This is a genomic window from Mycobacterium yunnanensis, assembly GCF_025823185.1.
Taxonomy (GTDB): Bacteria; Actinomycetota; Actinomycetes; order Mycobacteriales; family Mycobacteriaceae; genus Mycobacterium; species Mycobacterium yunnanensis.
The window spans coordinates 322,525-347,572 of the sequence record NZ_JACKVK010000008.1; the positions used below are offsets into that span (position 1 = coordinate 322,525).

A 25,048-nucleotide genomic window follows, 5' to 3' on the forward strand; every position below is an offset into this window, starting at 1 on the left:
GGGGACCTAGAACCCGGTGATGCAGGGCTGCCCGTCGTTGCCGCCGGGGATGGTCGCGTTGCGGGCCGACAGCTTGGTGACCACGCCGGTGTCAGTGACCTGGACGCCGTCGACCTTCAGTGCCAGCGGTGAGTTCTTGGTCAGCTGGGAGCTGACCGCGTCGAGCGCCGGCTGAACCGCCTCGCGCGGCAGTGTGAAGCCCAGCCCGGTGAGCTGCTGAACCTGCAGCGTCAGTTCATCGTTGGCGACCTGCGGCTTGGTGACGATGCTGCCGATGGGGCCCTCGATGTTCACGGTGCCGTCGGCGGCGTTGGTGGTGACGCCGCTGACGAGGCCGCCGAGCAGCGGGATGGCGTTCTGCACGGTCTGCTTGATGCCGTCGGACGACCAGGTGGCCGTGACGTCGAGCGCCGAGAGACTGCCTTGGGAGTTGGGATCACTGGACGGGCGGGCGCCGTCGATGTCGATCTGGACCTTCATGCCCTTCATGTCCCGGATCTGGTTGCCGGCCGAGGTCACCGAGACGTGTGAGTAGTCGTCGGTGGCCCACTGGTACAGAAACGGCGGGAAGGCGCCGAAGGACACCGAGACGTCGTCCTGCAAGACGCACTTCATGGTGGCTTCGACCAGGGCGGCGCCGCGTTGGCGGGCGTAGATCTCCCCGCCGACCAATCCGGCAGCGGCCAGCGCGAGCACGATCACGAAGACCAGCACGATCGAGAGCGGATCGCGGACCAGCCGCCCGAGCTTGCCGCGGGGCGGTTCGTCGTCGCCAGGCCCGGTGGCCGGGGAGGACTCCGAGGTCGGGTACTGGCCAGGGGGCGGTCCCTGTGGTGGCGGCCCGGCGTACTGCTGCTCCGAGTGCTGGGGCCCCGGGTACTGCGGTCCGGCAGGCCCCGTCGGGCGCTGGTACTGCGGCGGCGGCGGCTGGCCTTGGCGGGCCCAGGGATCGGATGGGTCGGTCACCTCAGCGATTGTGCCCTACTGGATTGAGCGAACTCGGTGCGGTTGCGCAGCACGGCCACGGTGTCGCGGGCCTTCTCGACGGATTCGAGGTCGACGTCGAGCACCAGCAGGTCGGGCTCGGCACCGGCGGAGACCAGCACGTCACCGGTGGGGGAGCACACCATGCTGCCGCCGACACCGGTCGGTCCGAGCGCGGCGATCTCGTCGCCCGGATGGGCCTGTCCGACGGCTGCCACGATGCTGGTCGCGTCGGCCGCCCGCGCTCTGGCCAGCAGCGTCCACTGGTCGAGCTTGCCGGAGCCAGACCCCCACGAGGCGTGCACCGTGATCACCTGCGCGCCCCGCTGGGCGAGCTCGACGTACTGCTCGGGGAAGCGGACGTCGTAACACGTGGTGAGGCCGACGGCCACGCCGTCGACCGCGATGATCACCGGATCGAAACCTGGTGCGACGGTGCGTGATTCGGTGAAACCGAAGGCGTCGTAGAGATGGATCTTGTGATAGTGCTCGTCGACGCCGCGACCGGTCGCCAGCAGCGTGTTGGTGACCCGCCCGTCGTCGGCGGGGCAGAACATCCCCGCCACGACGACGACGTCGAGGTCCGCGGCCAGCGCCCGGACGCCCGACGCCCACGGGCCGTCGAGCGGCTCGGCGACGCGTGTGAGCGACACCCCGAACCGGCACATCGTGGCCTCGGGGAACAGCACCATGTCGGCGCCGGCGTCGACTGCGCGCCGGGAGAAGTCCCCGACCACGCCGAGGTTGGCCGAGGGATCGGTGCCGCTCTGGATCTGCGCAAGGGCAATCCTCATGGCGACAGCCTAGTGCGGACCGGCCCTAGAGCGGGGCGACCGCCGACCAGGGCACCGACAGAACGCCGTCGCGCAACCGCCGCCGCGGCGGCTCGACCGGGTACCCATCGGCGGCCAATGACTCCAGCATCGCCCGCCACCGCACCCGCGGGCCGAACACGCCGTGCCCCGCAGCCGCTGCCCAGGCGCGGTCGGCCGCGGCCAGCAGGTCGTGGATCGGCTGCCCGGGCACGTTGTGATGGATCAGCACCTTGGGCAGTCGCTCGGCGAGATCCGACGGCCGGTCGATCGCGAACGGGTCGCACGCCAGCACCAGGCTCACCGGGCCGGCGTCGTCGAGAAGCACCCAGCAGCAACGCCTTCCGAGTTCGTCACACGTACCGTCGACGATCAACCCGCCCGGCGCGAGTCGCGTGCGCATCTGCGTCCACGCCTCGGCCACGTCGTCGACGTGATACTGGCGCAGAACGTTGAACGCGCGCACCAAGATTGGGCTCAACCCCGCCAATTCGAAACCGCCCAAACCGAAGTCGACGCCCTGCTGCGAGGGGACCACGCGGTCGGGGTGGATCTCCAGACCGACCACGCGCACGTCGGGCCGCACCGTGCGCAGTCGCGCCGCCAGCTCCAGGGTCGTCACCGGCAACGCGCCGTACCCCAGGTCCACCACGACGGGCGCGGCGGCCGAGAGCAGCGCCGCCCGCACACGCGGCGAGTGGACCAGCCAGCGGTCGCTGCGGCGCAGCCGGTTGTACCCGGTCGTCCCCCTGGTTGGCTGCCCGATGGGCACGTCAGGCGTGGGCCTTGATCCAGGCCGTGGTGAAGTTCTGCTCCGCGGTGAGCAGTCCGACCAACTGGGCGCCCACGAAGTTCTCGACCTTGCCGCCGACGAGCGGAATGCGCACCTCGACGGTCGCATGGAACGCCAGCCGCGACCCGGTGTCGGTGCCGAACAGCTCCGCGGTCCCGGACAGCGTCGCAGGAGCGCCGGGAATCGTTCCCTTGACCGTCGCGGTGGCCCTGCCGTCGCGCACCGGAGTCCAGGCCTCCTCGCGCACGATCTTCAGGTCGCCATGGTGGAACTGCCCGACCACGGCGGGCAGTCGGTCGGCTCGCATGATCTGGGTGGTCACGACGTCGAGCCCGCCGTCGGCGTCGGCGGCGATCGAATCCAGCGTCGCCTCGTCGGCACCCGACTCGGCGAGGCGCGCGAGCCAATAGTTCTCGTCGGCGAAGGCCTCGTGGATCTGCGCGACGGTGCCGTCATAGTCGGCCGCCATGTCGAAGGAACGCGGCATAGCCGACCACGCTACCGTTGACGCCCGTGGTCAGTTCGGATATCGGTGGCGTCGCGGTGGAGGAGTCCGTCTCCGTCGCGGCCATGACCACGCTCCGGCTGGGGCCCGTTGCCAGCACGGTGCTCACCTGCAGCACCTCCGACGCGGTCGTCGCCGTCCTGCGCGAACTGCCGCCCGACGACCCGGCTGAGCGCACGCTGATCCTGGGTGGCGGATCGAATGTCGTCGTCGCCGACGATCTCACCGACGTCACCGTGGTGCGTCTGGCCAACACCGAGATCACCGTCGAGGGTGACGTGGTGCGCGCCGAGGCGGGTGCGTCCTGGGACGACGTCGTGGTGACGTCGCTGGCCTACGGGCTCGGCGGCCTCGAGTGCCTCTCCGGCATCCCCGGGTCGGTGGGCGCGACCCCCGTGCAGAACGTCGGCGCCTACGGCGTCGAGGTGGCCGACGTCATCAGCCGGGTCCGGTTGCTGGACCGGCGCACCGGGCAGGTGCGCTGGGCCGAACCGGGGGAGCTGGGCTTCGGTTACCGCACCAGCGTGCTGAAGAATCGCTCGGAGGTGGTGGTGCTCGAGGTCGAGTTCACCCTCGACGCCGCGGATCGCAGCGCGCCGCTGCGGTACGGCGAGCTGCTGCGGGTGCTCGACGTCGAGCCGGGCGCACGGGCGGTGCCGACCCGGGTGCGCGAGGCGGTGCTGACGCTGCGCGCAGGCAAGGGCATGGTCCTCGACGACGGGGACGCCGACACGTGGAGCGTGGGCTCGTTCTTCACCAACCCCGTGGTCTCGCAGGCCGGGTTCGAGCGGCTGCGCGCGTCGGTCGACGGTCCGGTGCCGAACTACCCGGCCCCCGACGGGGTCAAGCTGGCCGCGGGATGGCTGGTGGAACGCGCGGGATTCGAGCGCGGATATCCCGGCGACGGCGCGCCGGCCCGGCTGTCGACCAAGCACGCACTGGCTGTGACCAATCGTGGTTCGGCGACGACCAAGGAGCTGTTGTCGCTGGCCAGAGACGTGCGGGACGGGGTCGAGCGAGCATTTGGGGTGCGTCTGGTGCCAGAACCGATTCTGGTTGGATGCGAACTCTAGGTACCGTGTGTACACGTGACCCTCAATCGGCGCCAAGCGCTGACCGCCCTCGCCGTGGGCGCCTCCGGCGTGCTCGCCGCCTGTAGCGGCAGGACCACCACCGGTTCGCCGGGCACCACCGAGGCACCCGCCAAGGCCACCGTGGCCTTCAAGCCGGCCAAGGACGCCGCCGACGTCGTGCCCACCGACTCGGTGGGTGTCACCGTCGAGAACGGCTGGCTGCAGCGCGTCACGCTGACCAATGCCGAGGGCACCGTCGTCGCCGGCGCCCTCAACTCCGACCGCACCTCGTTCAGGGTGACCGAGCCGCTTGGCTACGGAGCCACCTATACGTGGGGCGGGTCGGCCGTCGGCCGCGACGGCAAGGCCATCCCCCTCGCGGGCAAGTTCACCACCGTCGACCCGCAGACCAAGGTCAACGGCCAATTTCAGCTCGCCGACGGCCAGGTGGTCGGCGTCGCGGCGCCCATCATCATGCAGTTCGACGCCGCGATCGGCGACGACGCCAAACCCACCGTCGAACGTGCGCTGGTCGTCACGACCACCCCGGCCGTCGAGGGCAGTTGGGCCTGGCTGCCCGACGAGGTCGGCGGTTCCCGCCTGCACTGGCGCACCAAGGACTACTACCCGGCCGGCACGAAGGTCCACGTCGCGGCCAACCTGTACGGCGTGCCGTTCGGCGAGGGCGCGTTTGGCGCCGCCGACTCCACCCTGGACATCGAGATTGGTCGGCGGCAGGTCGTCAAGGCCGAGGCGACGTCGCACCAGATCGAGGTGGTCACCGACGCAGGCACGATCATGACGCTGCCCTGCAGCTACGGCGAGGCCGACCTGCCGCGCAACGTCACCCGCAGCGGCATTCACGTCGTCACCGAGAAGTACGAGGACTTCTACATGTCCAACCCGGCGGCGGGTTACACCAACGCCCACGAGCGGTGGGCGGTCCGGATCTCCAACAACGGCGAGTTCATCCACGCCAACCCGTCCAGCGCAGGCGCCCAGGGCAACACCAACGTCACCAACGGCTGCATCAACCTGTCCACCTCGGATGCCGAGCAGTACTTCAACACCGCCATCTACGGGGACCCGGTGGAAGTCACCGGCACGTCGATCGAGCTGTCCTACGCCGACGGCGACATCTGGGACTGGGCCGTCAGCTGGGACGAGTGGAAGTCGATGTCGGCGTTGACCGACGCCTCGCCGCTCAACTCCGTGCCCAGCAACGCGCCGGCCACCCCCACCGATGCCCCGACGCTGTCGGGCACCCCGACGACGACGCCGCCCTCGGCCGTCACGGTCTCCCCGACGGTGACGACCACGCCGTCGTCCTCGTCGGCGCCCACGGTCACTCCGGGCGGGTGAACTTCCGCGTCGCGTTGGCTTGATCCCTGGGCCGGATGACGATCTGGTCGAGGTTGACGTGCGACGGCCGTGACGCGACGAACCCGATCACCTCGGCCACGTCGGTGGCGGTCAGTGGCGTCAGGCCTTCGTACAGTGCGTCGGCTCTGGCCTTGTCACCCTTGAACCGCACGACGGAGAACTCCGTCTCCACCATTCCCGGCGCAATCTCGGTGAGCCGCACCGGCTTTCCCAACAGTTCGCCACGGAGTGTCTGGTGCAGCGCGGCCTGGGCGTGCTTGGCCGAGGTGTAACCCGCACCGCCGTCGTAGATCTCGAAGGCGGCGATCGAGGTCACCGTGACCACCAGCCCGTCGCCGGAGGCGATCAGCTTCGGCAGCAATGCCCTGGTCATGCGCAGGGTGCCCAGCACGTTGGTCTCCCACATCCAGCGCCAGTCGTCGAGGTCGGCGTCGACGACCGACTGCACGCCCTTGGCCCCGCCGGCGTTGTTGACCAGCACGTCGACGCGGTCCAACGACGCCGCCAGCTCCTCGACGGCCGACCCGTCAGTGACGTCCGCCACAGTCGGGGTGCCGTCGATCTCGGCGGCGAGGGCCTCGACACGGTCCTTTCGGCGGGCCACGCAGACCACGTGAAAGCCAAGTGCGGCAAGGGTTCTCGCCGTTGCCTCGCCGATGCCGGAGCTGGCTCCGGTGACGACCGCGACGGGCCGGTCGGATTCTGATGACGTCATTCGTCCTACTGTAACGAGCGTGCTAAATTCACCACGTGTCCGCTAGTCAGGGTTTCGCCGCCGCGTCGCGTGCGTGTTGTTGTCGTCGCCATCGCCGCCGCGCCTGACTGAACCCCGGACCCATCGGTCCCGCTGAGTCGCCAGGTGAGGCACAACCCCACCGGCCGACTTCCCCGAGGATCACCAATGAGCACTCCCACCGCCCTCCGCAAGACCCCCGCCGTCATCGCGACGCCCCGCACCAAGCGCGCGCTGCTCGCCAGACACCACATCGTCGCGCCGTCGCTTCGCGTCGCCGAGGCGGCCGCGGCCTCGGTGTTCGGGGCGGCGCGACTGCGGGGCCCCATCGCCCGCGACGTCATCGCCCAGACCACCGGCCTGAGCATCGCCACGGTGAATCGTCAGGTCACCGCCCTGCTCGACGCCGGTGTGCTTCGTGAGCGGGCCGATCTCGCGGTCTCCGGTGCCATCGGCCGGCCGCGGGTCCCGGTCGAGGTCAACCACGAACCGTTCCTCACCCTGGGCATCCACGTCGGCGCCCGCACCTCGATCATCGTGGCCACCGACCTGTTCGGCCGCACGCTCGACGTCGTGGAGACGCCGACGCCGCGGGGTGGGCAGAACTCCGCACTGGCCGCACTGGCGGGTAGCGCCAGCCGCTATCTGAGCCGCTGGCACCGACGTCGGCCCCTCTGGGTCGGCGTCACCGCAGGCGGGGTCGTCGACAGCGCCACCGGGCACGTAGACCATGCGCGACTCGGGTGGACGGACGCACCGGTGGGCCCGGTGCTGGCCGAGACCCTCGGCCTGCCGGTGTCGCTGGCGTCCCACGTGGACGCCATGGCGGGCGCCGAACTGCTGCTGGGCGGCGGTCGGCGGGCTGCGAACGTCGCCGCCCCGACCACCGCGGCTCCGGCCACCAGCCTGTACGTCTACGCCCGCGAGACCGTCGGCTACGCCCTGTCCATCGGTGGCCGGGTGCACTCGCCGACCAGCGGCCCCGGCACCATCGCCGCGCTGCCCGTGCAATCCGAAATGCTCGGCGGCAGCGGCCAATTGGAGTCGACCGTCAGTGACGAAGCGGTGTTGACCGCAGCCCGCAAGCTCCGCATCGTGCCCGCCGAAGGCCCGTCGTCGACCATTGGGGCGGTGCTGCGTGCCGCGCGCCAAGGCAACCACACGGCCGTCGAACTGCTCGACGAACGCGCCAGGGTGCTCGGCGAGTCGGTGGCGCTGCTGCGGGACATGCTCAACCCCGACGACCTGGTGGTCGGCGGGCAGGCGTTCACCGAGTACCCGGAGGGCATGGCCGAGGTCGAGGCCGCCTACGCCAGGCGGTCGGTGCTCGCCCCGCGCGACCTGCGTCTGACGTCGTTCGGCAACCGCATCCAGGAGGCGGGTGCCGGCGTGGTGTCACTCGGCGGCCTCTACGCCGACCCGATCGCCGCGATGCGACGCGCGGCTCGCGACAAGACGGCGTGATCACGTCCGAGCAGGGCAAGGTGGGAGCCGGGGCAGCCCGGTGTAAGTATGGGTTGTGCGCGTAGCCGTCTTGTCGGTCCATACCTCCCCGCTGGCCCAGCCCGGGACAGGTGACGCGGGCGGCATGAACGTCTACGTCCTGCAGAGTGCGCTGGAGTTGGCACGCCGCGGCGTCGACGTCGAAATCTTCACCAGGGCGACGTCGTCGTCGGACGCGCCGGTCGTACGCGTCGCCCCGGGAGTGCTGGTACGCAACGTGGTGGCCGGCCCGTTCGAGGGCCTCGACAAACACGACCTGCCCACTCAGCTGTGCGCGTTCACCGCCGGCGTGCTGCGCGCGGAAGCCACCCACGAGCCTGGCTATTACGACGTCGTGCACTCGCACTACTGGCTGTCGGGTCAGGTCGGCTGGCTCGCCCGCGACCGCTGGGCGGTGCCGCTGGTACACACCGCGCACACGCTCGCCGCGGTCAAGAACGCCTCGCTCGCCGTCGGCGATCAGCCCGAGCCGCCCCTGCGGTCCGTCGGTGAACAGCAGGTCGTCGACGAGGCGGACCGGTTGATCGTCAACACCGAATACGAAGCGCGCGAGCTCGTGTCGCTGCATCATGCCGACCCGGACCGCATCGACGTCGTGCACCCCGGAGTCGACCTTGCGACGTTCACCCCCGGCGACCGGGCGCAGGCGCGGCGCGCACTGGGCCTGGAAGTCGACGAGAGGGTGATCGCGTTCGTCGGACGCATCCAGCCCCTGAAGGCGCCGGACGTGTTGCTGCGCGCTGCCGCCAAGCTAGACGAGCCGGTACGCGTGGTGATCGCGGGCGGCCCGTCGGGCAGTGGCCTGGCCAATCCCGACTCCCTGGTTCGACTGGCCGAAGACCTGGGTATCTCCTCCCGGGTGACCTTCCTCCCCCCGCAAAGCCGCGAACAGCTCGTCGACCTCTACCGGGCCGCCGACATGATGGCGGTGCCCAGCTACGCCGAGTCCTTTGGCCTCGTCGCCGTGGAAGCCCAAGCGTGCGGGACGCCGGTGGTGGCGGCCGCGGTCGGCGGGTTGCCCGTCGCCGTCCGCGACGGAGTGACCGGCGTCCTCGTCCACGGCCACGACCCCGACGACTGGGCGGCGGCCATGGGCGGCTTGTTCGATCGCGGGCCCGAGACGATGCGCGCTGCCGCCGTCGACCACGCCGCGACCTTCTCGTGGGCCCACACCGTCGACGCCCTTCAAGCCAGCTACGGGCGGGCGATCAGCGACTACCACTCCCGCCGTCAACGGCCCGACGTGCCGTCGCGGCGCACCGCACGACGGTTCTCCATCCGGCGCGGGATTCGTGCCTCGTGAGCGCCGAGCAGGTGCCCGCGCGGCTCGCCGAGAACCCGGCTCTGCAGGTCATCGAGGCCACTCTCAGGGAAGCTGAACTCGACTACGCCTTTCACGAGGGCGCCGACGGCAACCCGTCCGGGGTCGTGGTCGCGGTCCCCGGCGAGCGGCGCCTGGTCACCAACACCATCCTCACCGTCGGCGACCACACGGTGCGCGTCGAAGCGTTCATCTGCCGCAAGCCCGACGAGGACTTCGAGAAGGTCTACCGGTACCTGCTGCGGCGCAATCGCAGGCTGTTCGGCGTCGCCTACACCCTGGACAATCTCGGCGACATCTACCTGGTCGGCAAGATCGCGCTGGAGTCGGTCACCCCCGCGGTGATCGACGGCATCCTCGGCCAGGTGGTCCAGGCAGTCGAGGCCGACTTCAACATGTTGCTGGAGTTGGGCTTTCACTCCTCGATCCAGAAGGAGTGGGAGTGGCGGGTCAAGCGTGGTGAGTCGCTGAAGAACCTCAAGGCGTTCGAGCACCTCATCGACGACCAGGACGACGACTAAGCGAACGCCGCGCCCGGTATCTCGTCGGGATAGCATCGTCGCCATGGCGACACTGGTGCTTCTGCGTCACGGCGAGAGCGAATGGAACGCGCTGAATCTCTTCACCGGCTGGGTCGACGTCGACCTGACCGACAAGGGCCGGGCCGAGGCGGTGCGCGGCGGCCAGTTGATGAAATCCGAGGGCGTGCTGCCCGACGTGCTCTACACCTCGCTGCTGCGGCGCGCGATCACCACGGCCAATCTGGCGCTCGACGCGGCCGACCGCCACTGGATCCCGGTCGTGCGGGACTGGCGGCTCAACGAACGGCACTACGGTGCGCTGCAGGGTCTCGACAAGGCCGAGACCAAGGCCAAGTACGGCGAAGAGCAGTTCATGGCGTGGCGCCGCAGCTACGACACCCCGCCCCCACCCATCGAACGTGGCAGCACGTTCAGCCAGGACTCCGATCCGCGCTACGCCGACATTGGTGGCGGCCCGCTGACGGAGTGCCTGGCCGACGTGGTGGCCCGCTTCGTCCCGTACTTCACCGAGACGATCGCCCCTGACCTGACGGCGGGCAAGACGGTGCTGGTCGCCGCGCACGGCAACTCGCTGCGCGCGCTGGTCAAATACCTCGACGGGATGTCCGACGAGGACGTGGTGGGTCTGAACATCCCGACGGGCATCCCGCTGGTGTACGAACTCGACGACGCATTGAAGCCGACCGTTGCGGGCGGCCGTTATCTCGACCCGGACGCCGCAGCGGCGGGTGCGGCCGCCGTCGCCGCCCAGGGCGCCAAGTAGTCGTCCGGAGGCCGGCGGGGCGAACAATGGGTGAACTCGGGTGAACGGGGCCCGAACTCCTGTATTCGTCCTCGTGACATGTCCCGATTTGGCCGCACGCTGCTGGGATGACGTTCACCCAATGCGTACGATTTTCGCGTGAGCGGGGTAGCGGCGCTGCTGTCGGCGGTAGTCGTGTCTGTCGTCGCGTTGGCCGCCGGGGTGGGGATCGGCTTCACCCTGGCCCCTCGGATCGCCGAGCGCCGGCGGCGCCGGTCGGAGGACCAGGACGGTTTGACCGTCTCGCAGATGCTGCAACGGATCGTCTCGCTGTCGCCTGTGGGCACCGTGGTGGTCGACACCTACCGTGACGTCGTCTTCATGAACGAGAAGGCCCGCGAGCTCGGACTCGTCCGCGACCGCCTGCTCGACGACCGGGCCTGGGCCGCCGCGCAGCGCACGCTGGCCACCGGGCACGACGTCGACTTCGACCTCGCGCCGGTGCGGCGCCCGATTCCGGGGCGGGCGGGGCTGTCCGTCGGCGGTCACGTCCGGCTGCTCAGCGAGGACGACCGGCGATTCGCCGTGGTGTTCGTCGACGACCAGTCCGAGTACGCCCGGATGGAGGCGACCCGTCGCGACTTCGTGGCCAACGTCAGCCACGAACTGAAGACTCCGGTCGGCGCCATGGGGGTGCTGGCCGAGGCGCTGCAGGCCTCCACCGACGATCCCGAGACCGTCGCCCGCTTCGCCGAGATGATGATCACCGAGTCCAACCGACTGGCCAACATGGTCGGCGAACTCATCGAGCTGTCGCGGTTGCAGGGCGCCGAGCGGCTGCCCAACCTGGAGGCCGTCGACGTCGACTCGGTGGTCAACGAGGCGCTCTCGAGGTACAAGGTGGCCGCCGACAACGCCGACATCGCCATCACCACCGACGCCCCGACCGGGTTCAGCGTCCGCGGTGACCAGGGTCTGCTGGTCACGGCAATCGCCAACCTGGTGGCCAATGCAATTGCGTACTCGCCCAAGGGTTCCCCGGTGTCGATCAGCCGGCGGAGCCGGGGCGACAACATCGAGATCGCGGTCACCGACCGCGGCATCGGCATCGCGCGCGACGACCAGGAGCGCGTGTTCGAACGATTCTTCCGCGTCGACACGGCGCGGTCCCGGGCCACCGGCGGCACGGGACTGGGATTGGCGATCGTCAAGCACGTGGCGGCCAATCACAACGGATCCATCCGGCTGTGGAGTCAGCCCGGTACCGGTTCGACGTTCACCCTGTCGATCCCGGCCCATCCCGAAACCGACGACGAGTCGGACGTACGAGAGGACCAGTCGTGACGAGTGTATTGATCGTGGAAGACTTCAAGACGGAAGGCACGAGGAAGCCGTGACCAGCGTATTGATCGTGGAAGACGAAGAGTCGCTGGCGGATCCGCTGGCGTTCCTGCTGCGCAAGGAGGGCTTCGAGGCCACCGTCGTCACCGACGGCCCGTCGGCGCTGGCGGAGTTCGAGCGGTCGGGGGCCGACATCGTCCTGCTGGACCTGATGCTCCCCGGCATGAGCGGAACCGACGTCTGCAAACAACTGCGCTCCCGTTCGAGTGTGCCGGTGATCATGGTCACCGCCAGGGACAGCGAGATCGACAAGGTCGTCGGGCTGGAACTCGGCGCGGACGACTACGTCACCAAGCCGTACTCCGCGCGCGAGCTCATCGCCCGCATTCGCGCGGTGCTGCGCCGCGGCGTCGACACCGACGACCTCGGGGGTGACGACGGCGTCCTGGAGGCTGGTCCGGTACGGATGGACGTCGAGCGGCACATCGTCTCGGTCAACGGCAGTTCGATCACGTTGCCGCTCAAGGAATTCGATTTGCTCGAGTACCTGATGCGCAACAGCGGCCGGGTACTCACGCGTGGCCAGTTGATCGACCGGGTGTGGGGTGCCGACTACGTGGGCGACACCAAGACCCTCGACGTGCACGTCAAGCGGTTGCGCTCCAAGATCGAGGGCGATCCGGCCAACCCGGTTCACCTGGTGACGGTCCGCGGGCTCGGCTACAAGCTCGAGGGCTAAACCAACCGCTGCGTCAGTTGCGCGTGGTCGTGCACTTTCAGCAATTGCCCAGAGATTAGCCAATCGTGTTAGGCTCGACGTCAAATCGTACCTTCGGTATGGAGTTGACCAATGTCTACCGCCCTGCACTGCCGGGTCTGCGAGTCGGATCGCCTGCTCAGCGTCCTGGACCTGGGCGCGACGCCGCCCTGTGAGCTGTTCCTCGAAGCCGATGCGCTGGACGAGGCTGAGCAAACTTTTCCGCTACACCTGCGGCTGTGCGAGAACTGCCTGCTGCTGCAGATTCCCGCGCTCATCACCCCAGTCGAGACGTTCACCGAGTACGCCTACTTCTCGTCGTTCTCCGATAGCTGGGTCGAACACGCGCGGACCTTCGTCTCGGGTGCGGTCGAGAAGCTCGACCTCGGACCCGAGTCGTTCGTCGTCGAGGTGGCCAGCAACGACGGCTACCTGCTGCGGCACGTGGTCGACGCGGGCATCCCGTGCCTTGGCATCGAGCCCTCGGTGAACGTCGGGGCCGCCGCCGTCGAACGGGGTGTGCCCACGCTGACCGCCTTCCTGGACGAGGCGACCGCGCTCGAGGTTCGCCGGCAGCACGGCCCGGCCAATCTGGTGGTGGCCAACAACGTCTACGCCCACGTGCCCGATCTCCTCGGGTTCACCAAGGGCCTGCGCGCGTTGCTCGCCGACGACGGGTGGCTCTCCATCGAGGTGCACCACGCGCTGAACCTGGTGGCGCTGGCGCAGTTCGACACGATCTATCACGAGCACTTCCAGTACTACACCGTGGCGGCGGCGGCGACCGCGCTCGCCACCGCCGGGCTGACGCTGGTCGACGTCGAACTCGTCGAGACCCACGGTGGCTCGATCCGGCTCTGGGCGCGACCCGAGGCCGCCGCGACCGATCCGCACCCCCGCGTCGCCGAGGTGCTGGCGCTGGAGGCCGCGGCCGGCCTGCACGACGTCGCCGGATACGTCGGGCTGCAAGACCGAGTCGAGCGGCTGCGGCACGACCTGCTCCGCTTCCTGCTCGACTGCCGTGCCGCGGGCAAGCGCGTCGTCGGCTACGGCGCGCCGGGCAAGGGCAACACCCTGCTGAACTACTGCGGCATTCGGCCTGACCTCGTCGAGTACCTCGTCGACCGAAATCCCTACAAGCACGGCAAGTTCACGCCGGGCACCAGGCTGCCCGTGCACCAGGTCGACCGGCTGGACAAGGACCGGCCCGACGTCATCGTGGTGCTGCCGTGGAACCTCGAGGCGGAGATCACCGCCCAACTGGCCTACACCGCCGAGTGGGACGCCCAACTCGTCTACCCCATGCCCCAACTGCACGTCGTCGACCAAGCGAAGGTGGAGAAATGAAGGTAGTGCTGTTCTGCGGTGGCTACGGCATGCGGATGCGCAACGGGGACGACGACACGATCCCCAAGCCGATGCAGATGATCGGATCGCGGCCGTTGATCTGGCACGTGATGCGGTACTACGCGCACTTTGGCCACAAGGACTTCATCCTGTGCCTGGGTTACGGTGCCGCCCACATCAAGAACTACTTCCTGACGTATCAGGAGTCGGTGTCCAACGACTTCGTCATCCGCGGCGGCAAGGTCGAACTGCTGCAGTCCGACATCAGCGACTGGTCGATCACCTTCGTGGACACCGGACCCGAGTCGCCCATCGGCGAACGTCTGCGCCGGGTCAGCCAATTCGTCGAGGACGACGAGTACTTCCTCGCCAACTACTCCGACGTGCTGACCGACGCTCCGCTCAACGACATCATCGACGACGTCAAGGAAGCCGGTGCGCTGGCGTCGATGCTGATCGTGCCGCCGCAGTCGTCGTTCCACTGCGTCGACGTCGCCGACACCGGGTCGATCACCGGCATCACCCCGGTGTCTCAGCTGCCGATCTGGGAGAACGGCGGCTACTTCGTCCTGTCGTCGAAGATCCTCGAAATGCTCACCGAGGACTGCGACCTGGTCGAGGATGTCTGCGGGCCCCTGGCGGCGCGAGGAAAGCTGTACGGCCACAAGCATCTTGGCTTCTGGAAGCCCGCCGACACGTTCAAGGAACGCGCCGATCTCGACAACGCCTACAAGCGCGGTGACGCACCGTGGATGCTGTGGGAGCACGCCAAGGAGACCGTCTCGCCGTGATCGACCTATGGGCCGGCGATCTCGGTGAGATCGCCGTTCTCGGAGCGCATTGCGACGACGTCGCCATCGGCATGGGCGGCACCCTCCTGACCCTGTCCCGCGCGATTCCCGGTCTGCGCGTGCGCGCACTGGTGCTCAGCGGGGGCGGCACGCCGCGGGAGGCCGAGGAGCGCGCCGCGCTCAGCGCGTTCTGCCCCGGTGCCGACCTCGAGATCACCGTCGACGACGTGCCCGACGGCCGGGCGCCCGCGCACTGGGATCGAATCAAGGACGCGCTGCGCGCCTTTCGCGGTTCGTGCGAGCCGGACGTCGTGTTCGCCACGCAGCGGCGCGACGCCCACCAGGATCACCGCACGCTCGCCGAACTGGTGCCGACCGAATTCCGCGACCACCTGCTGCTCGGTTACGAGATCATCAAGTGGGAGACCGACACTCCGACGCCGACGGTGTTCCACCCGCTCGACGAGGCGACGGCGCGGGAGAAGGCACGGCTGTTGCACGACCACTATCGGTCCCAGGTGGCCCACGACTGGTTCGACGACGCGTCGTTCCTCGGGTTGTCCCGGCTGCGCGGCGTGCAGAGCCGCAGCCCCCACGCCGAGGCATTCGTCATGGAGAAGGCCAGACTCACGTTCGGAAGGAACTCGCGTACATGAAGGTGTTGGTCACCGGCCATCAAGGCTACCTCGGCACCGTCATGGTGCCGCTCCTGCAGGCCGCCGGCCACGACGTGGTCGGGTTGGACAGCGGATTCTTCGCCGACTGCGTCCTGGGCGTCGCACCCCCCGAACCACCGGGTCTGGCAGTCGACCTGCGTGACGTCACCGTCGAGCAGCTACGCGGTTTCGACGCCGTCGTGCACCTCGCGGCGTTGTCCAACGACCCGCTCGGTGCGTTGGCCCCCGACATCACCTACGACGTCAACCATCACGCCTCGGTACGGCTGGCGCGGCTCGCCAAGCAGGCCGGTGTCGGACGGTTCCTCTACGCGTCGACCTGCTCGGTGTACGGGGCGGCCGGAGCGGACCTGGTGACCGAGGACGCCGAGCTGCACCCCATCACGCCCTATGCGATCAGCAAGGTGCGCGTCGAGGCCGACGTCGCCGCACTCGCCGACGCCGACTTCGTGCCGGTGTTCCTGCGCAACGCAACGGCTTTCGGCTTCTCGCCGCGCCTGCGCGCCGACATCGTGCTGAACAACCTGGTCGGGCACGCCGTGCTGACCGGGGTGGTGCGGGTGTTGTCCGACGGCACGCCGTGGCGTCCGCTGGTACACGCCCAGGACATCGCGCGGGCATTCGAGACCTGCCTGAGCGCGCCTGCCGAGATCGTGAGCTGCCGGGCGTACAACGTCGGCACCGAGTCCAACAACGTCACGGTCGCCGAGATCGCCAAGGCCGTGGTCGACACCGTCCCGGGCTCGACGCTGTTGATCACCGGTGAGACCGGCGCCGACCCCCGCTCGTATCGGGTCGACTTCAGCCGCGCGCGAACCGAACTCGACTTCGAGGCCACGTGGTCGGTCGCCGACGGCGCGGCCGAACTCTACGAGGCCTACCTCGCGAACGGCCTGACGCGCGAGGACTTCGACGCCTCGTTCACCCGGCTCAAGCGGCTGGAGTGGCTCACCGCCCACGGTGAACTCGACGAGACGATGCGCCGTGTCAGCGCAATTGCCTGACCAGCTGAGCCCAGCTACCCGCCGACCGGTCCCGCGCCGACACCACGCCGGCGGGCAGCGGCCAGTGGATGCGAAGGTCGGGGTCGTCGTAGGCGACGCCGAGGTCTTCGGTGGGGTCGTGCGGACGGTCGATGCGGTAGCAGACGTCCGCCACCTCGGTCAGCGCCTGGAAGCCGTGCAGCAGACCCGGTGGCACGTACAGGTGACGAAAGTCGTCGTCGTCGAGCAAGAACGATTCCTGTCGGCCGAAGGTCGGCGAGGAGGGCCGGGCGTCGACCAGGACGTCGTGCACCGCGCCATTGGCGCACCGCACCAGTTTGGCCTCCCCGCGGCCACCCCTGCCGTGCATGCCCCGGATGACGCCCCGGCCGGAACGCGATTGCGAATCCTGCAGGAACGCGGCCGCCGCGCCAGGCACCCCCGCCCAGTCGTCGAAGATCTGCGCGTCGAAGGTTCTGGTGAACAGTCCGCGCTCGTCGTGAAACGGGGTGGGCACCAGGGTCACGACGCCGGCCAGGGTGGACTCCTCGATGCGCACGCGGCCATGCTGCCATGAACGCCTGCCGGGCGTGTGGACACGACGATCTGCGGCGGGTACTCGACGTGGGCGCCGTGCCCGCGGCCGACCACTTCCCACCCGCGGAACAACCGGTGGCCGCCGAGGAGGGCGCCCACCCCCTGGCCATGGACCTCTGCGCCGATTGCGGTTTGGCGCAGCTCGCCGACGACGACACCGTGACCGCTGAACCCCGGGGCGTGGAACCGCTCGCACTGCGCGAGCAGGCCCTCGACGCGGTGCAGCGCGTCGAACGGGCGGGGTGGCTGCGGGGTGCGACGGTGCGCGAATTCGGCAGTCCGCACGGAGGTACGTGGGTCCCGCTGCTCGCCGAGCGGGGTTTCGCGCCGGTGGACGCCACGGCCGACGTCGTCCTCGATTGCTTCGGCATCATGCACGAACCCGACCAACGCGGGGCGTTCGCGCGCCGGGCCGCGGCGACTGCACCCGGGGGAGTGCTTCTGCTGCAATATCATTCGCTGTCGGCGATCATTCGCCAGGGGCAGTGGAACGCGTTGCGACACGGGCACTTCGCGTACTACTCGCTCCCCGCGCTCGTCCGGCTGCTCGAGACCGCAGGCATGCGCGTGGTCAGCGCCTGGGACTTCGACCTCTACGGCGGGACCGTGCTCGTGGCGGCGGTCCACCACGACGACGAGCGGGCCGCCTCGCCGGAGGCCGTCATCGCCGCCACGCTCACCGCCGACGCCGCGGTGACCGATCCGGCGGTGGTGGGTGGGCTTCAGGCGGCCGCCGACGACTACGTGGCGGCACTGCGTTCGTGGTTGACGGCGCATCGTGATTCGGGCCGGCGGGTGTACGGCTACGGGGCGGCCTCGCGAGCCGTCGCGGCGTTCGCGATGGCCGGGTTGGACCGCTCGTTGATCGCGGGCGTCGCCGACGCGTCGGCCGCCAAGCAGGGCCGCCGGATGCCGGGCACGGACGTGCCGATCATCTCGCCGGATGATCTGGTGGCGGCCGTTCCCGACCTGGTGCTGCTTACGCTGCCGGACCTGTTGGCCGAGGTGTCACAACGCCTTCCAGAGCTGAATGGTCGTTGGCGGACCGACGACCATGTCGCCATGCGGAGCGGCTGAACAGCAGGCTGCGGCGGGCCTGCATGGTCACCGCGCCCAGCCACCCGATTGCCCTGTCCAGGCTGCCCATCCGCCAGGCCCCGTCACCGGCGATGCGGCGGGTCAACTCGACCTGCTGGCCGAACTGGGCCCGCACGGAGGTGAAGGCAGTGGCCCCGTCCGCCGAGACGCGGAAGGCCGCCATGGCGTCGGGTTGGCCGACGAAGTCGCCCTGCCGCAGCAGACGGGTCCAGAGTTCGAGTTCCATCGGGTAGAGCAGGTCACCCTTGAACCCGCCGACGTCGTCGAAGTCCTTGCGACGAAACGTCACAGCGGCCGACGGCCCGATGGGGTTGCCCCCGCTGCGGACCACCTGCCTGACGACCGTGTGACCGTTGTGACGGCCCGTCAGTCGACGAAGACCGGTCGACCGGCGAAGGGGCTGCCCGGCGTCGTCGAGCAGGTCGACCTTGCAGGCGACCAGCGCCACGTCAGGATGCTCGACGAGGACGTCGACCTGATCCTGGACGCACGTCTTGTCGATGAGGTCGTCGGCACAGAGGAGTTTGATCAGCGGGGCCCGGCACAGTTCGACGACCCGGTTCCAATTGTCCGGCATCGACAGCGTGGCGTCGTTGCGCACCACGCGCAGCCGCGGATCGCGGCGTTCCTGCAGTGCCTCGTCGAGGATGGCCCGGGTGCCGTCGGTGGTGTTGTTGTCCAGGACGAGGATCTCCATGTCCTCGCAGGTCTGGGCGAAGGCGGCGTCCAGCGTCTCGCGCAGGTGCTTCTCGGCCTGGTAGGCCGGAATGCACAGGGAGACGGCGGGAGCGGCTCCTGTCGAACTCGTCGGTGAGTCGGGTGTTGGTTCGGTCGACATGCATTTCCCCCGTGTGGTCGCTCCGATCGCTATCGCTTGGAGAGTCGCCATGACCTGGCCGCTCTGCGGGGCATGGTCAGCACCGCCCCCAACGAGGTGGCGCCGGCTGCCTCGAGGGTGGCGACCGAGGCGTCGACGTCGTCGATCTTGGTCTGGCCCGACTCGACGACCAGGATCACGCCGTCGGTCGCCGCTGCGACGATGGCCGCGTCGGCTGCGTCGAGAACGGGTGCGGTGTAGACCACTACGACGTCGAATTCCTGGCGCAGCGACTCGAGCACCTTAGGCAGGTTGCCAGTCGACAGCAGCGCCGTCGCCGTAGTGTCGGCGGGAACACGTCCCGCACCGAGGATGTGAATGGCCGGGGAGTTCCAGGTGGGCAGGCGCTCGGCGACCGGAACGGTCAACTCGGGTTGACGGAGCAGGTCGGCCAGACCGTCGCCGTCATCGGGTCGAGCGTCGACTCCCTTGCCAACGCGCATGTCCGCGTTCACCAGCACCATGCGCGCACCGGCTTCGCTTGCGGCCCTACCAAGGTCGACGGCCGTTGCAAAGGCGGCCTCGTGGTTGCGCGCCCCGACGACGGTGACGACGCGTGCGTCGTCGACGACGGTCATCCGCAGCCGGCGGAACTCCTCGACCCGCTGGTCGCCGTCGGCCCACGTCACCGACGCGTCGTGGGGTGGCTCGGACAGGACGGGGAGGCCGGCAGCCTCGATGGGAGCGGCCGAACCGACCTTGGCGTCCAAACGATCTCGGACCAAGGCGGCGATGAGGCCGACGATCAGGCCCGCGATCGCACCGAACAGCAGATTCATCACGGTGCTCGAGCCCGTCTTGGCTGCCACCTTCGCCGCTTCGACGATCGTCAGGTTGGTGAACGGGTTGTTCTGCTGGCCGGAGTTGCGCAACTCGACCTCGCCCACCATCTGAACGAACTGGCGTCCGGCCGAGTCCGCCATCCGGCGGGCCTCGTCGGGATCACTGTCGGTGACCGTGATCTCGATGAGCGCGGTCTCGGGTTCGGCGGTGGCGGTGATCTTGCTGGCGACGTCGTTGGCCGCGGTGTCGAGGTGCAGGTCGTCGACGACCCGTTGCGCCAGAACGTCACTGGTCACCAGGGCGGCGTAGGACTGCGCGCGGTCCTTGGTGAACATGCCGCACTGGTAGGCCTGTTCGATGGAGCCCTCGGCGCAGGTGCCGACGAGGACGCGCGTCGAGCTGTGGTAGGACGGCGGGCTCAGTGCCGACACCGCCCCGGCGCCGACGATGCCGACGAGAACGGAGACGACGAGCAGCGGCCAGCGGCGGCCGATGAGCCTGACGAACTCGACGATCCCCGGCTGGCGAGCCGCGTCGTCCACCGCGGGAGGGGCCAGTTCTCGGTTGGCGACCCGGTGTGCTGACATGTGAGTACTCCTATCCGTCCGCTGCCGCGGGCGTCGCTGCGAGATTCGAGATCCCGCGTCGAGGTTCGTCTGAGGTGGCGCCGTCCCGAAGCTTGAAGACCTTGACTACCAAGGGAACACAGTTGGCCGCAGTGGCCAGGCACCCTCCGACGGCGGCTCCGACGGCGCCGTGGAGGTGACCGCCGATGGCGATCGCCGAGATGAAGGCCAAGGCGAAGCCGACGCCCACCTTGGCGACGAATCGTTCTTGACCCTGGGCCTGGAGCACCGCGCTCAACGCCGCGGCCAGCACGGCGAACGGGATGCCCAGAACCAGTACGGACAGCGCCCGGCCCGCGGCGCGGTACTCCTCGCCGTAGAGCAGCACGCACAATGGTTCGGCGACGAAGTAGCCGACGGGCGCGACCACCAGCAGGACGACGGGCAGCAGCATGGCGATGCGCAGCCCCGCGGTTCTGGCCTGGCCCGGCGTCGCGCGGGCGGCGGGCGGCAGCACGGTGGAGGCCAGGGTTCCGGGGATCAGGATCAGCGGGCTGGTCACCCGGGACGCGGCGGCGTAGAGGCCCGCGCTGTGGGCGCCCGCGAACGCCGACACCAGGAAGGTGTCCAGCGTCGAGATCTGCGCGGTGACGTTGTTGATGAAGAACGCAAAGGACTTGCGGAACACCGTGGTCCACGCCAGTCGGCTCTCCACCCGCACGACGCGGCTACGCAGGAAGTAGGTGCTCTGCAGATATCCGGCGAGGGCTCCGATCAGCTGAGCAAGGGCATAGGCCCACAGCGCGGAGACGTCGGCCGTCACCAGCGCGACGAAGACCAGGAACTGCACGCCCCGACGCAGGAGGATCGACGAGGAGGGGATGATCTTGGAGTCAGCCGCGATCGGCACGCTGAGCCGGTACTCGACGCATCGGTCGATGGCCACCGACAGGATCAGCGCGGTCAGGCTCAGCGGGATCACGTGCTGGGCCGAGAGACCGACGCCGACGGCCAGCGCGAGGATCCCGAACATCCACGTGGTGATCGTGGTGTAGCGCAACGCCGATGACACCATGACGTGGTCGTCGCGTGCGTAGGACTTGGAGATCAGGGTGGACAACCCGAAGTCGGTGACGGTGAAAAGCACCATGCAGAAGCCGATGATGGCCGACGTCATGCCGATGTCGGCCGGCGAGACGGCCCTGGCGAGGATGATGACGTTGACGGCCTGCAGCACGTTGGCGAGGATGCGGGCCGACAGGATCGAGGCGAATTGGGCGTTCACGATGCCCTCGCAGTCTGCGCGAGTCGTCGGATGGCGAACGGCGGCCAGCTCAGCGCGGCGCCGGCGAGCAGCACCGTCTTGGTGGCGCGACGGGACCCGTCGGTCAGCATCGAGCGGCGGTAGAGCCCGAGGCTGACGCTCTCGGCGCGGATCTTGAACTTCTCCAGCGCGTCGAGGTGATCGGCGTAGGTCTGGGGGTCGAATTCCGGACGGCCCGTGGCGCGGCGGCGGTAATTGGCCACCGCGAGCGCGATGTTGGTGCGAACGCGCCGCATCGAGGAGGCGTTGATGCCGCCGCCGTGGAAGGAGTAGTCCAGGACGTGGTGGTCGACGTTGGCGAGGTCTCCCACCTCGGACAGTCGCAGGAAGAGGTCCCAGTCCTCGGCAACGCCGTAGGACCAGTAGCCGCCGACGGTGTCGAGCGCCGCACGGCGGATCATCACCGCGGGGTGGCACATCGCATGCTGGCCGCGGAGCAGGGCGGCCACGATCGCGTCGTGATCCTGGGGGAACGACGACGCCGACTCGGCAACGCCGTCGACGACGCGGCGGATCTGGCCACCGACGAGGACGACCTCGGGGTGGGCCTCGAGGTGGTCGACCTGGGCGCGGAACCGGCCGGGGACGGAGACGTCGTCGGCGTCCATGCGGGCGACGTAGGGCGCCGTGGTGGCGGCGATCGCCTCGTTCAGCGAGGCGGCCAGCCCGCGGTTGGGTCGCGAGACGATCGTGACGCGGGGGTCCTCGGCGAAACCACCGAGGGCGGCGAGGGTTCCGTCGGTGCTGCCGTCGTCGACGATGAGCAGTTCGACGGCGACGGAGTCGTCGACCAGCACGCTGCGCGCGGCCGCGGCGATCGTGTGCTCGGCGTTGAAGGCCGGCAGGACCACCGCGACGGCGGGGCGTGCTGCGGTGCCGTCATCGGCCACGAAGGACCGCCAGGATGAATCGGGCGTTGCCGAAGAGGTAACGGCGCCACAGTCTCTTGGGCTCCGTCACCAGCCGGTAGGCCCACTCGAAGCCGGAGTTCTGGACCCACGTGGGGGCTTCGCGCACCGAGCCGGCCACGAAGTCGAAGGCGGCGCCGACGCCGATGAAGACGCCCGGCAGTCGCTCGGCGAGTGCCGCGGCTGCGAAGTCCTGCTTCGGGGTGCCCATGCCGATCCACACGATGTCGGGCTTGGCTTGGGCGATGCGCTGGATGCACTCCTCGTCGAGAGCCTCCTCGACGGGACCGAACGGCGGGGCGTAGGCGTCGACGATGTTGACGCCCGGGTACCGGTTGGTGGTCTCGTCGACCAGCTTGGTGAGCGTCTCGTCGGTCGCGCCGAGCATGAAGTGGCGAAGGTCGCTGCCGCGTCCGTGGTCGAGGACGTCGACGAAGAACGACGGCCCGCGCACCCGGCCGGCCCGCTGCGGACTGCGGGCGCGGCTACGCATCGCCCAGGCCACCGGGGCGCCGTCGGGCAACGTGAGGCCGGGGCCGTCGAAGAGTTCGCGGTACTCCTGGTCCTGACTGGCCAGGGCGACGCAGTACGCGTTGGACAACCGCACGACCAGGCTCTGCTTCGAGGACTGGGTGGCGATCGAGACGACGTCGCGAACGGCGGTGTCGAGGTCGGTGACCTCGAAGGGGAGACCGCCGATCAGGACGGACTCACGGGGGCTACGAAGGTCTACCTCTTTGAAGTCAGTCACCTGGGCCTCGTCGACGTTTGTCACTCTGTGCCTCGCAAAGTTTGTTCGGATTTCGGCTTGCCGTCCGCCGGAGCCCGGTGGCGGGTCCGATTCTGTGACGACGCTGACCGGTTAGGCTCACTTCGGTGTGTGCCAGACGTAGATATGGGGGATGTTTTCGCACTAATTACCCTGTGTTTATACCCTAGATGGGGTTGCCTGTACATCTTCGTACGCATCTTACGGGGTGATTCATACCACTGGTATGTTTTAGTAACTTAGCGTCAACTCGCAGATTCAGCAAACTTTTGCTACGTTTCAGCGACGGCGCGGGCCCGGGTCGAGCGGTGATCTGCCCCTAGATCCCGGTCCGGCCACTGCGATTCACGTGGTGGCTGGCGTCGCACGGCGAGTGGGCGGCGATACCCAGGACGGCGATGGCGAGGTGGTGTGGTGAGCTCAGGGCCGCGGTGCACCCTGGTACGGGGCGGAGACGAACCAGCCCGTCATGCCCCGAACGGCATGCCGGACGGTGCCGTCGGACTCGTTGCGCACCACTGCCGTGCAGCCGACGCCCGGTGGGATGGCGAAGTCGGCGTCGCCGACCGTCACGCGCCCCGGACCGGACAGCACCTTGGTGGTGACGCCCTCGGTGCCGACCACCGCAGGCAGTACCGACGCCCCGTCCAGGGCGAGGCGCAGCGCGCTGGCGCCCGCGCCGGCGTACAACACCGCCTCGGGCTGAACGCCGCCATTGGCCGCGATGAAGTCGTCGACCTCGTAGCCCGTGCTGGTGTTGACGACCAGCCGGCCGGAGTTCGCGCCCTGGTCGACGGCGGTCTGGTAGTTGGTCCAGCGGGAGCTGTTGACCGTCAGCGCGTCGCCGCGGACGAAGCGCACCGACACCGCCCCCTTGGCCACCCGCAGGAAGCGGCACCCGTTGAGCGTGACCGCCGCCGGACCGGTGGTGTCGTCGCCGACGACCAGATCCTCGCCGCCGATGCGCTCGAAGTTGACGCCATGCAGGGTGATCGACCGGGTCTCGTTGCCCGACAGCAGCACGCCGCGACCGCAACCCGCGAAGTCGCCGCCCACCCACTCCAGGGCCTCGACCCCGTTCTCGACGATCACCGCGGTGTCGCATTCCACCGCGCTGCAGTTGCGCAGACCCAGGGGGGCGGTCGGGGCGAAGTTCGTCGTCGGGAACTGCCACCCGGTGCCGGACCGTCCGACGCTGACGCCGTCGTAGCCGCCGTCCCAGCTGGATTCGTGCCGAACGCCGATTCCGTGGTCGAACACGGTGACCTCGGACACCGAGAATCGCGAGGCGAGTTGGACGCTCAGGCCGACCAGGTTGGGCTGCTTCTTGGTCGCCACCAGGGACAGGCCTGAGATGGCCCAGTCGGACGCGTATTCGTTGCCGCCGGGCACGCCGTGTGCCGTGACGGACGGCTCGGTGCCTTCGTTGCGCAACGTCGTGACGCCTCGGCCCGCACCTCGGACGTTGACGCGTCCCTTCGCAGGCAGCGTCATGCCGAGGAAGCCGTATTCCCCACCGGGCAGCACGACGTCGGCGCCCACCTTCGTCGACTCCGCGATCGCGGCGTCGAGAGCGTCGGTGTTCGCCTGCGGGCTACCCCCCGTCGAGAGCTTGGCAAGCACGCTCCTGGCACTCACCTCGACCTCGACGGTCGCCGGGTCGCTGCGCGAACACGAGGTGGCCGCCGCAGCCACCCCCGCGCCGACCGCAGCGGCCGATGCCACCAGCAGTCCGCGTCTGCCCTTGTCGAATGCGTTGCGATCGTTCGCGTTACGCGACGGCTGGGGTGCGTCGGCTGGCATGTCGACTGGCGTCACGTCGGATCCTTCGGGGTTACG

The 25,048-nt window shown here is 69.1% G+C and carries 25 protein-coding genes; 13 read left to right on the forward strand and 12 right to left on the reverse strand.

Annotation, left to right across the window (positions count from 1 at the left end; translation table 11 throughout):
- Positions 1–6 precede the first annotated feature (6 nt).
- The 4 genes from H7K45_RS11660 to H7K45_RS11675 are packed head-to-tail and all read right to left on the reverse strand — an operon-like array spanning position 7 to position 3,076.
- Entirely contained in the window at positions 7–966 is a 960-nt protein-coding gene (locus H7K45_RS11660) for an LmeA family phospholipid-binding protein (RefSeq protein ID WP_263995962.1), read from the reverse strand.
- A complete protein-coding gene (locus tag H7K45_RS11665) occupies positions 963–1,778 on the reverse strand; it encodes a carbon-nitrogen hydrolase family protein (protein WP_263995963.1) in 816 nt (271 codons plus the stop codon). The genes H7K45_RS11660 and H7K45_RS11665 overlap by 4 nt, the downstream gene beginning before the upstream one ends.
- Before the next feature lie 25 nt (positions 1,779–1,803).
- On the reverse strand, positions 1,804–2,562 hold the full coding sequence (locus H7K45_RS11670; RefSeq protein ID WP_263996968.1) for a class I SAM-dependent methyltransferase: 759 nt from the start codon (positions 2,560–2,562) through the stop codon (positions 1,804–1,806).
- A gap of 7 nt (positions 2,563–2,569) precedes the next feature.
- Positions 2,570–3,076 (reverse strand): DUF2505 domain-containing protein, encoded by a 507-nt coding sequence (locus tag H7K45_RS11675; RefSeq protein WP_263995964.1) that lies wholly within the window; start codon positions 3,074–3,076, stop codon positions 2,570–2,572.
- Positions 3,077–3,102: 26 nt separating this feature from the next.
- Between H7K45_RS11675 and H7K45_RS11680 the strand changes: the two genes are divergently transcribed.
- The gene (locus tag H7K45_RS11680) at positions 3,103–4,167 is read left to right on the forward strand and encodes a UDP-N-acetylmuramate dehydrogenase (RefSeq protein WP_263995965.1); all 1,065 of its coding nucleotides are present in this window, start codon (positions 3,103–3,105) and stop codon (positions 4,165–4,167) included.
- Positions 4,168–4,182: 15 nt separating this feature from the next.
- Positions 4,183–5,529 (forward strand): L,D-transpeptidase, encoded by a 1,347-nt coding sequence (locus H7K45_RS11685; protein WP_263995966.1) that lies wholly within the window; start codon positions 4,183–4,185, stop codon positions 5,527–5,529.
- Here H7K45_RS11685 and H7K45_RS11690 read toward each other — a convergent pair.
- Positions 5,513–6,265, reverse strand: a complete 753-nt coding sequence (locus H7K45_RS11690) for an SDR family NAD(P)-dependent oxidoreductase (protein WP_263995968.1) — start codon at positions 6,263–6,265, stop codon at positions 5,513–5,515. The two genes, H7K45_RS11685 and H7K45_RS11690, sit on opposite strands and share 17 nt — an antisense overlap.
- A gap of 186 nt (positions 6,266–6,451) precedes the next feature.
- Here H7K45_RS11690 and H7K45_RS11695 point away from each other — a divergent pair, with 186 nt between their 5' ends.
- The 10 genes from H7K45_RS11695 to H7K45_RS11740 all read left to right on the forward strand — a co-directional run bounded on the left by H7K45_RS11695 (position 6,452) and on the right by H7K45_RS11740 (position 16,308).
- Positions 6,452–7,747 carry an ROK family protein gene (locus H7K45_RS11695; protein ID WP_263995969.1) on the forward strand — a complete coding sequence of 432 codons (1,296 nt, stop codon included), beginning with the start codon at positions 6,452–6,454 and terminating at the stop codon, positions 7,745–7,747.
- Positions 7,748–7,802: 55 nt separating this feature from the next.
- Entirely contained in the window at positions 7,803–9,089 is a 1,287-nt protein-coding gene (mshA, locus tag H7K45_RS11700; RefSeq protein ID WP_263995971.1) for a D-inositol-3-phosphate glycosyltransferase, read from the forward strand.
- Positions 9,086–9,628 carry a type III secretion system chaperone family protein gene (locus H7K45_RS11705; RefSeq protein WP_263995972.1) on the forward strand — a complete coding sequence of 181 codons (543 nt, stop codon included), beginning with the start codon at positions 9,086–9,088 and terminating at the stop codon, positions 9,626–9,628. The genes mshA and H7K45_RS11705 overlap by 4 nt, the downstream gene beginning before the upstream one ends.
- Before the next feature lie 43 nt (positions 9,629–9,671).
- Positions 9,672–10,412: a phosphoglyceromutase gene (locus tag H7K45_RS11710; RefSeq protein WP_263995973.1), complete on the forward strand. Its 741-nt coding sequence runs from the start codon at positions 9,672–9,674 to the stop codon at positions 10,410–10,412.
- 138 nt (positions 10,413–10,550) lie between these two features.
- Positions 10,551–11,735 (forward strand): sensor histidine kinase, encoded by a 1,185-nt coding sequence (locus tag H7K45_RS11715; RefSeq protein ID WP_263995974.1) that lies wholly within the window; start codon positions 10,551–10,553, stop codon positions 11,733–11,735.
- A gap of 49 nt (positions 11,736–11,784) precedes the next feature.
- Positions 11,785–12,471, forward strand: a complete 687-nt coding sequence (gene regX / locus H7K45_RS11720; protein ID WP_263995975.1) for a two-component sensory transduction protein RegX — start codon at positions 11,785–11,787, stop codon at positions 12,469–12,471.
- Between the two features lie 123 nt (positions 12,472–12,594).
- Entirely contained in the window at positions 12,595–13,836 is a 1,242-nt protein-coding gene (locus H7K45_RS11725; protein ID WP_263996969.1) for a class I SAM-dependent methyltransferase, read from the forward strand.
- A complete protein-coding gene (locus H7K45_RS11730) occupies positions 13,833–14,627 on the forward strand; it encodes a glycosyltransferase family protein (protein WP_263995976.1) in 795 nt (264 codons plus the stop codon). The genes H7K45_RS11725 and H7K45_RS11730 overlap by 4 nt, the downstream gene beginning before the upstream one ends.
- Positions 14,624–15,283 (forward strand): PIG-L deacetylase family protein, encoded by a 660-nt coding sequence (locus H7K45_RS11735; RefSeq protein ID WP_263995977.1) that lies wholly within the window; start codon positions 14,624–14,626, stop codon positions 15,281–15,283. The genes H7K45_RS11730 and H7K45_RS11735 overlap by 4 nt, the downstream gene beginning before the upstream one ends.
- Entirely contained in the window at positions 15,280–16,308 is a 1,029-nt protein-coding gene (locus H7K45_RS11740; protein WP_263995978.1) for an NAD-dependent epimerase/dehydratase family protein, read from the forward strand. Before H7K45_RS11735 ends, H7K45_RS11740 begins: the two co-directional genes overlap by 4 nt.
- Here H7K45_RS11740 and H7K45_RS11745 read toward each other — a convergent pair.
- Positions 16,292–16,846, reverse strand: a complete 555-nt coding sequence (locus H7K45_RS11745; protein WP_263995979.1) for a dTDP-4-dehydrorhamnose 3,5-epimerase family protein — start codon at positions 16,844–16,846, stop codon at positions 16,292–16,294. The genes H7K45_RS11740 and H7K45_RS11745 overlap by 17 nt on opposite strands.
- Positions 16,847–16,860: 14 nt before the next feature.
- Between H7K45_RS11745 and H7K45_RS11750 the strand changes: the two genes are divergently transcribed.
- Positions 16,861–17,961 (forward strand): class I SAM-dependent methyltransferase, encoded by a 1,101-nt coding sequence (locus H7K45_RS11750; RefSeq protein WP_263995980.1) that lies wholly within the window; start codon positions 16,861–16,863, stop codon positions 17,959–17,961.
- On the opposite strand, the gene H7K45_RS11755 is transcribed toward H7K45_RS11750, so the two are convergent.
- From H7K45_RS11755 to H7K45_RS11780, 6 genes are all read right to left on the reverse strand, one after another.
- Positions 17,864–18,820 (reverse strand): glycosyltransferase family 2 protein, encoded by a 957-nt coding sequence (locus H7K45_RS11755; RefSeq protein WP_263995981.1) that lies wholly within the window; start codon positions 18,818–18,820, stop codon positions 17,864–17,866. The genes H7K45_RS11750 and H7K45_RS11755 overlap by 98 nt on opposite strands.
- 29 nt (positions 18,821–18,849) lie before the next feature.
- Positions 18,850–20,229 (reverse strand): Wzz/FepE/Etk N-terminal domain-containing protein, encoded by a 1,380-nt coding sequence (locus H7K45_RS11760; RefSeq protein WP_263995982.1) that lies wholly within the window; start codon positions 20,227–20,229, stop codon positions 18,850–18,852.
- Between the two features lie 10 nt (positions 20,230–20,239).
- Positions 20,240–21,493: a lipopolysaccharide biosynthesis protein gene (locus H7K45_RS11765; RefSeq protein WP_263995984.1), complete on the reverse strand. Its 1,254-nt coding sequence runs from the start codon at positions 21,491–21,493 to the stop codon at positions 20,240–20,242.
- Positions 21,490–22,422 carry a glycosyltransferase family 2 protein gene (locus tag H7K45_RS11770; RefSeq protein ID WP_263995985.1) on the reverse strand — a complete coding sequence of 311 codons (933 nt, stop codon included), beginning with the start codon at positions 22,420–22,422 and terminating at the stop codon, positions 21,490–21,492. The genes H7K45_RS11765 and H7K45_RS11770 overlap by 4 nt, the downstream gene beginning before the upstream one ends.
- The gene (locus H7K45_RS11775) at positions 22,412–23,191 is read right to left on the reverse strand and encodes a WecB/TagA/CpsF family glycosyltransferase (protein WP_263995986.1); all 780 of its coding nucleotides are present in this window, start codon (positions 23,189–23,191) and stop codon (positions 22,412–22,414) included. Before H7K45_RS11775 ends, H7K45_RS11770 begins: the two co-directional genes overlap by 11 nt.
- A gap of 438 nt (positions 23,192–23,629) precedes the next feature.
- The gene (locus H7K45_RS11780) at positions 23,630–25,027 is read right to left on the reverse strand and encodes a hypothetical protein (protein ID WP_263995987.1); all 1,398 of its coding nucleotides are present in this window, start codon (positions 25,025–25,027) and stop codon (positions 23,630–23,632) included.
- Between the last annotated feature and the right edge of the window lie 21 nt (positions 25,028–25,048).

What these genes read in the sequence shown, in the direction of transcription:
- H7K45_RS11665 (WP_263995963.1), bottom strand. Translation starts at nt 1,778, where the DNA reads ATGAGGATTGCCCTTGCGCAGATCCAGAGCGGCACCGATCCCTCGGCC.
- H7K45_RS11675 (WP_263995964.1), bottom strand. Translation starts at nt 3,076, where the DNA reads ATGCCGCGTTCCTTCGACATGGCGGCCGACTATGACGGCACCGTCGCG.
- H7K45_RS11690 (WP_263995968.1), bottom strand. Translation starts at nt 6,265, where the DNA reads ATGACGTCATCAGAATCCGACCGGCCCGTCGCGGTCGTCACCGGAGCC.
- H7K45_RS11695 (WP_263995969.1), top strand. Translation starts at nt 6,452, where the DNA reads ATGAGCACTCCCACCGCCCTCCGCAAGACCCCCGCCGTCATCGCGACG.
- H7K45_RS11710 (WP_263995973.1), top strand. Translation starts at nt 9,672, where the DNA reads ATGGCGACACTGGTGCTTCTGCGTCACGGCGAGAGCGAATGGAACGCG.
- H7K45_RS11730 (WP_263995976.1), top strand. Translation starts at nt 13,833, where the DNA reads ATGAAGGTAGTGCTGTTCTGCGGTGGCTACGGCATGCGGATGCGCAAC.
- H7K45_RS11740 (WP_263995978.1), top strand. Translation starts at nt 15,280, where the DNA reads ATGAAGGTGTTGGTCACCGGCCATCAAGGCTACCTCGGCACCGTCATG.
- H7K45_RS11750 (WP_263995980.1), top strand. Translation starts at nt 16,861, where the DNA reads ATGAACGCCTGCCGGGCGTGTGGACACGACGATCTGCGGCGGGTACTC.
- H7K45_RS11755 (WP_263995981.1), bottom strand. Translation starts at nt 18,820, where the DNA reads ATGTCGACCGAACCAACACCCGACTCACCGACGAGTTCGACAGGAGCC.
- H7K45_RS11760 (WP_263995982.1), bottom strand. Translation starts at nt 20,229, where the DNA reads ATGTCAGCACACCGGGTCGCCAACCGAGAACTGGCCCCTCCCGCGGTG.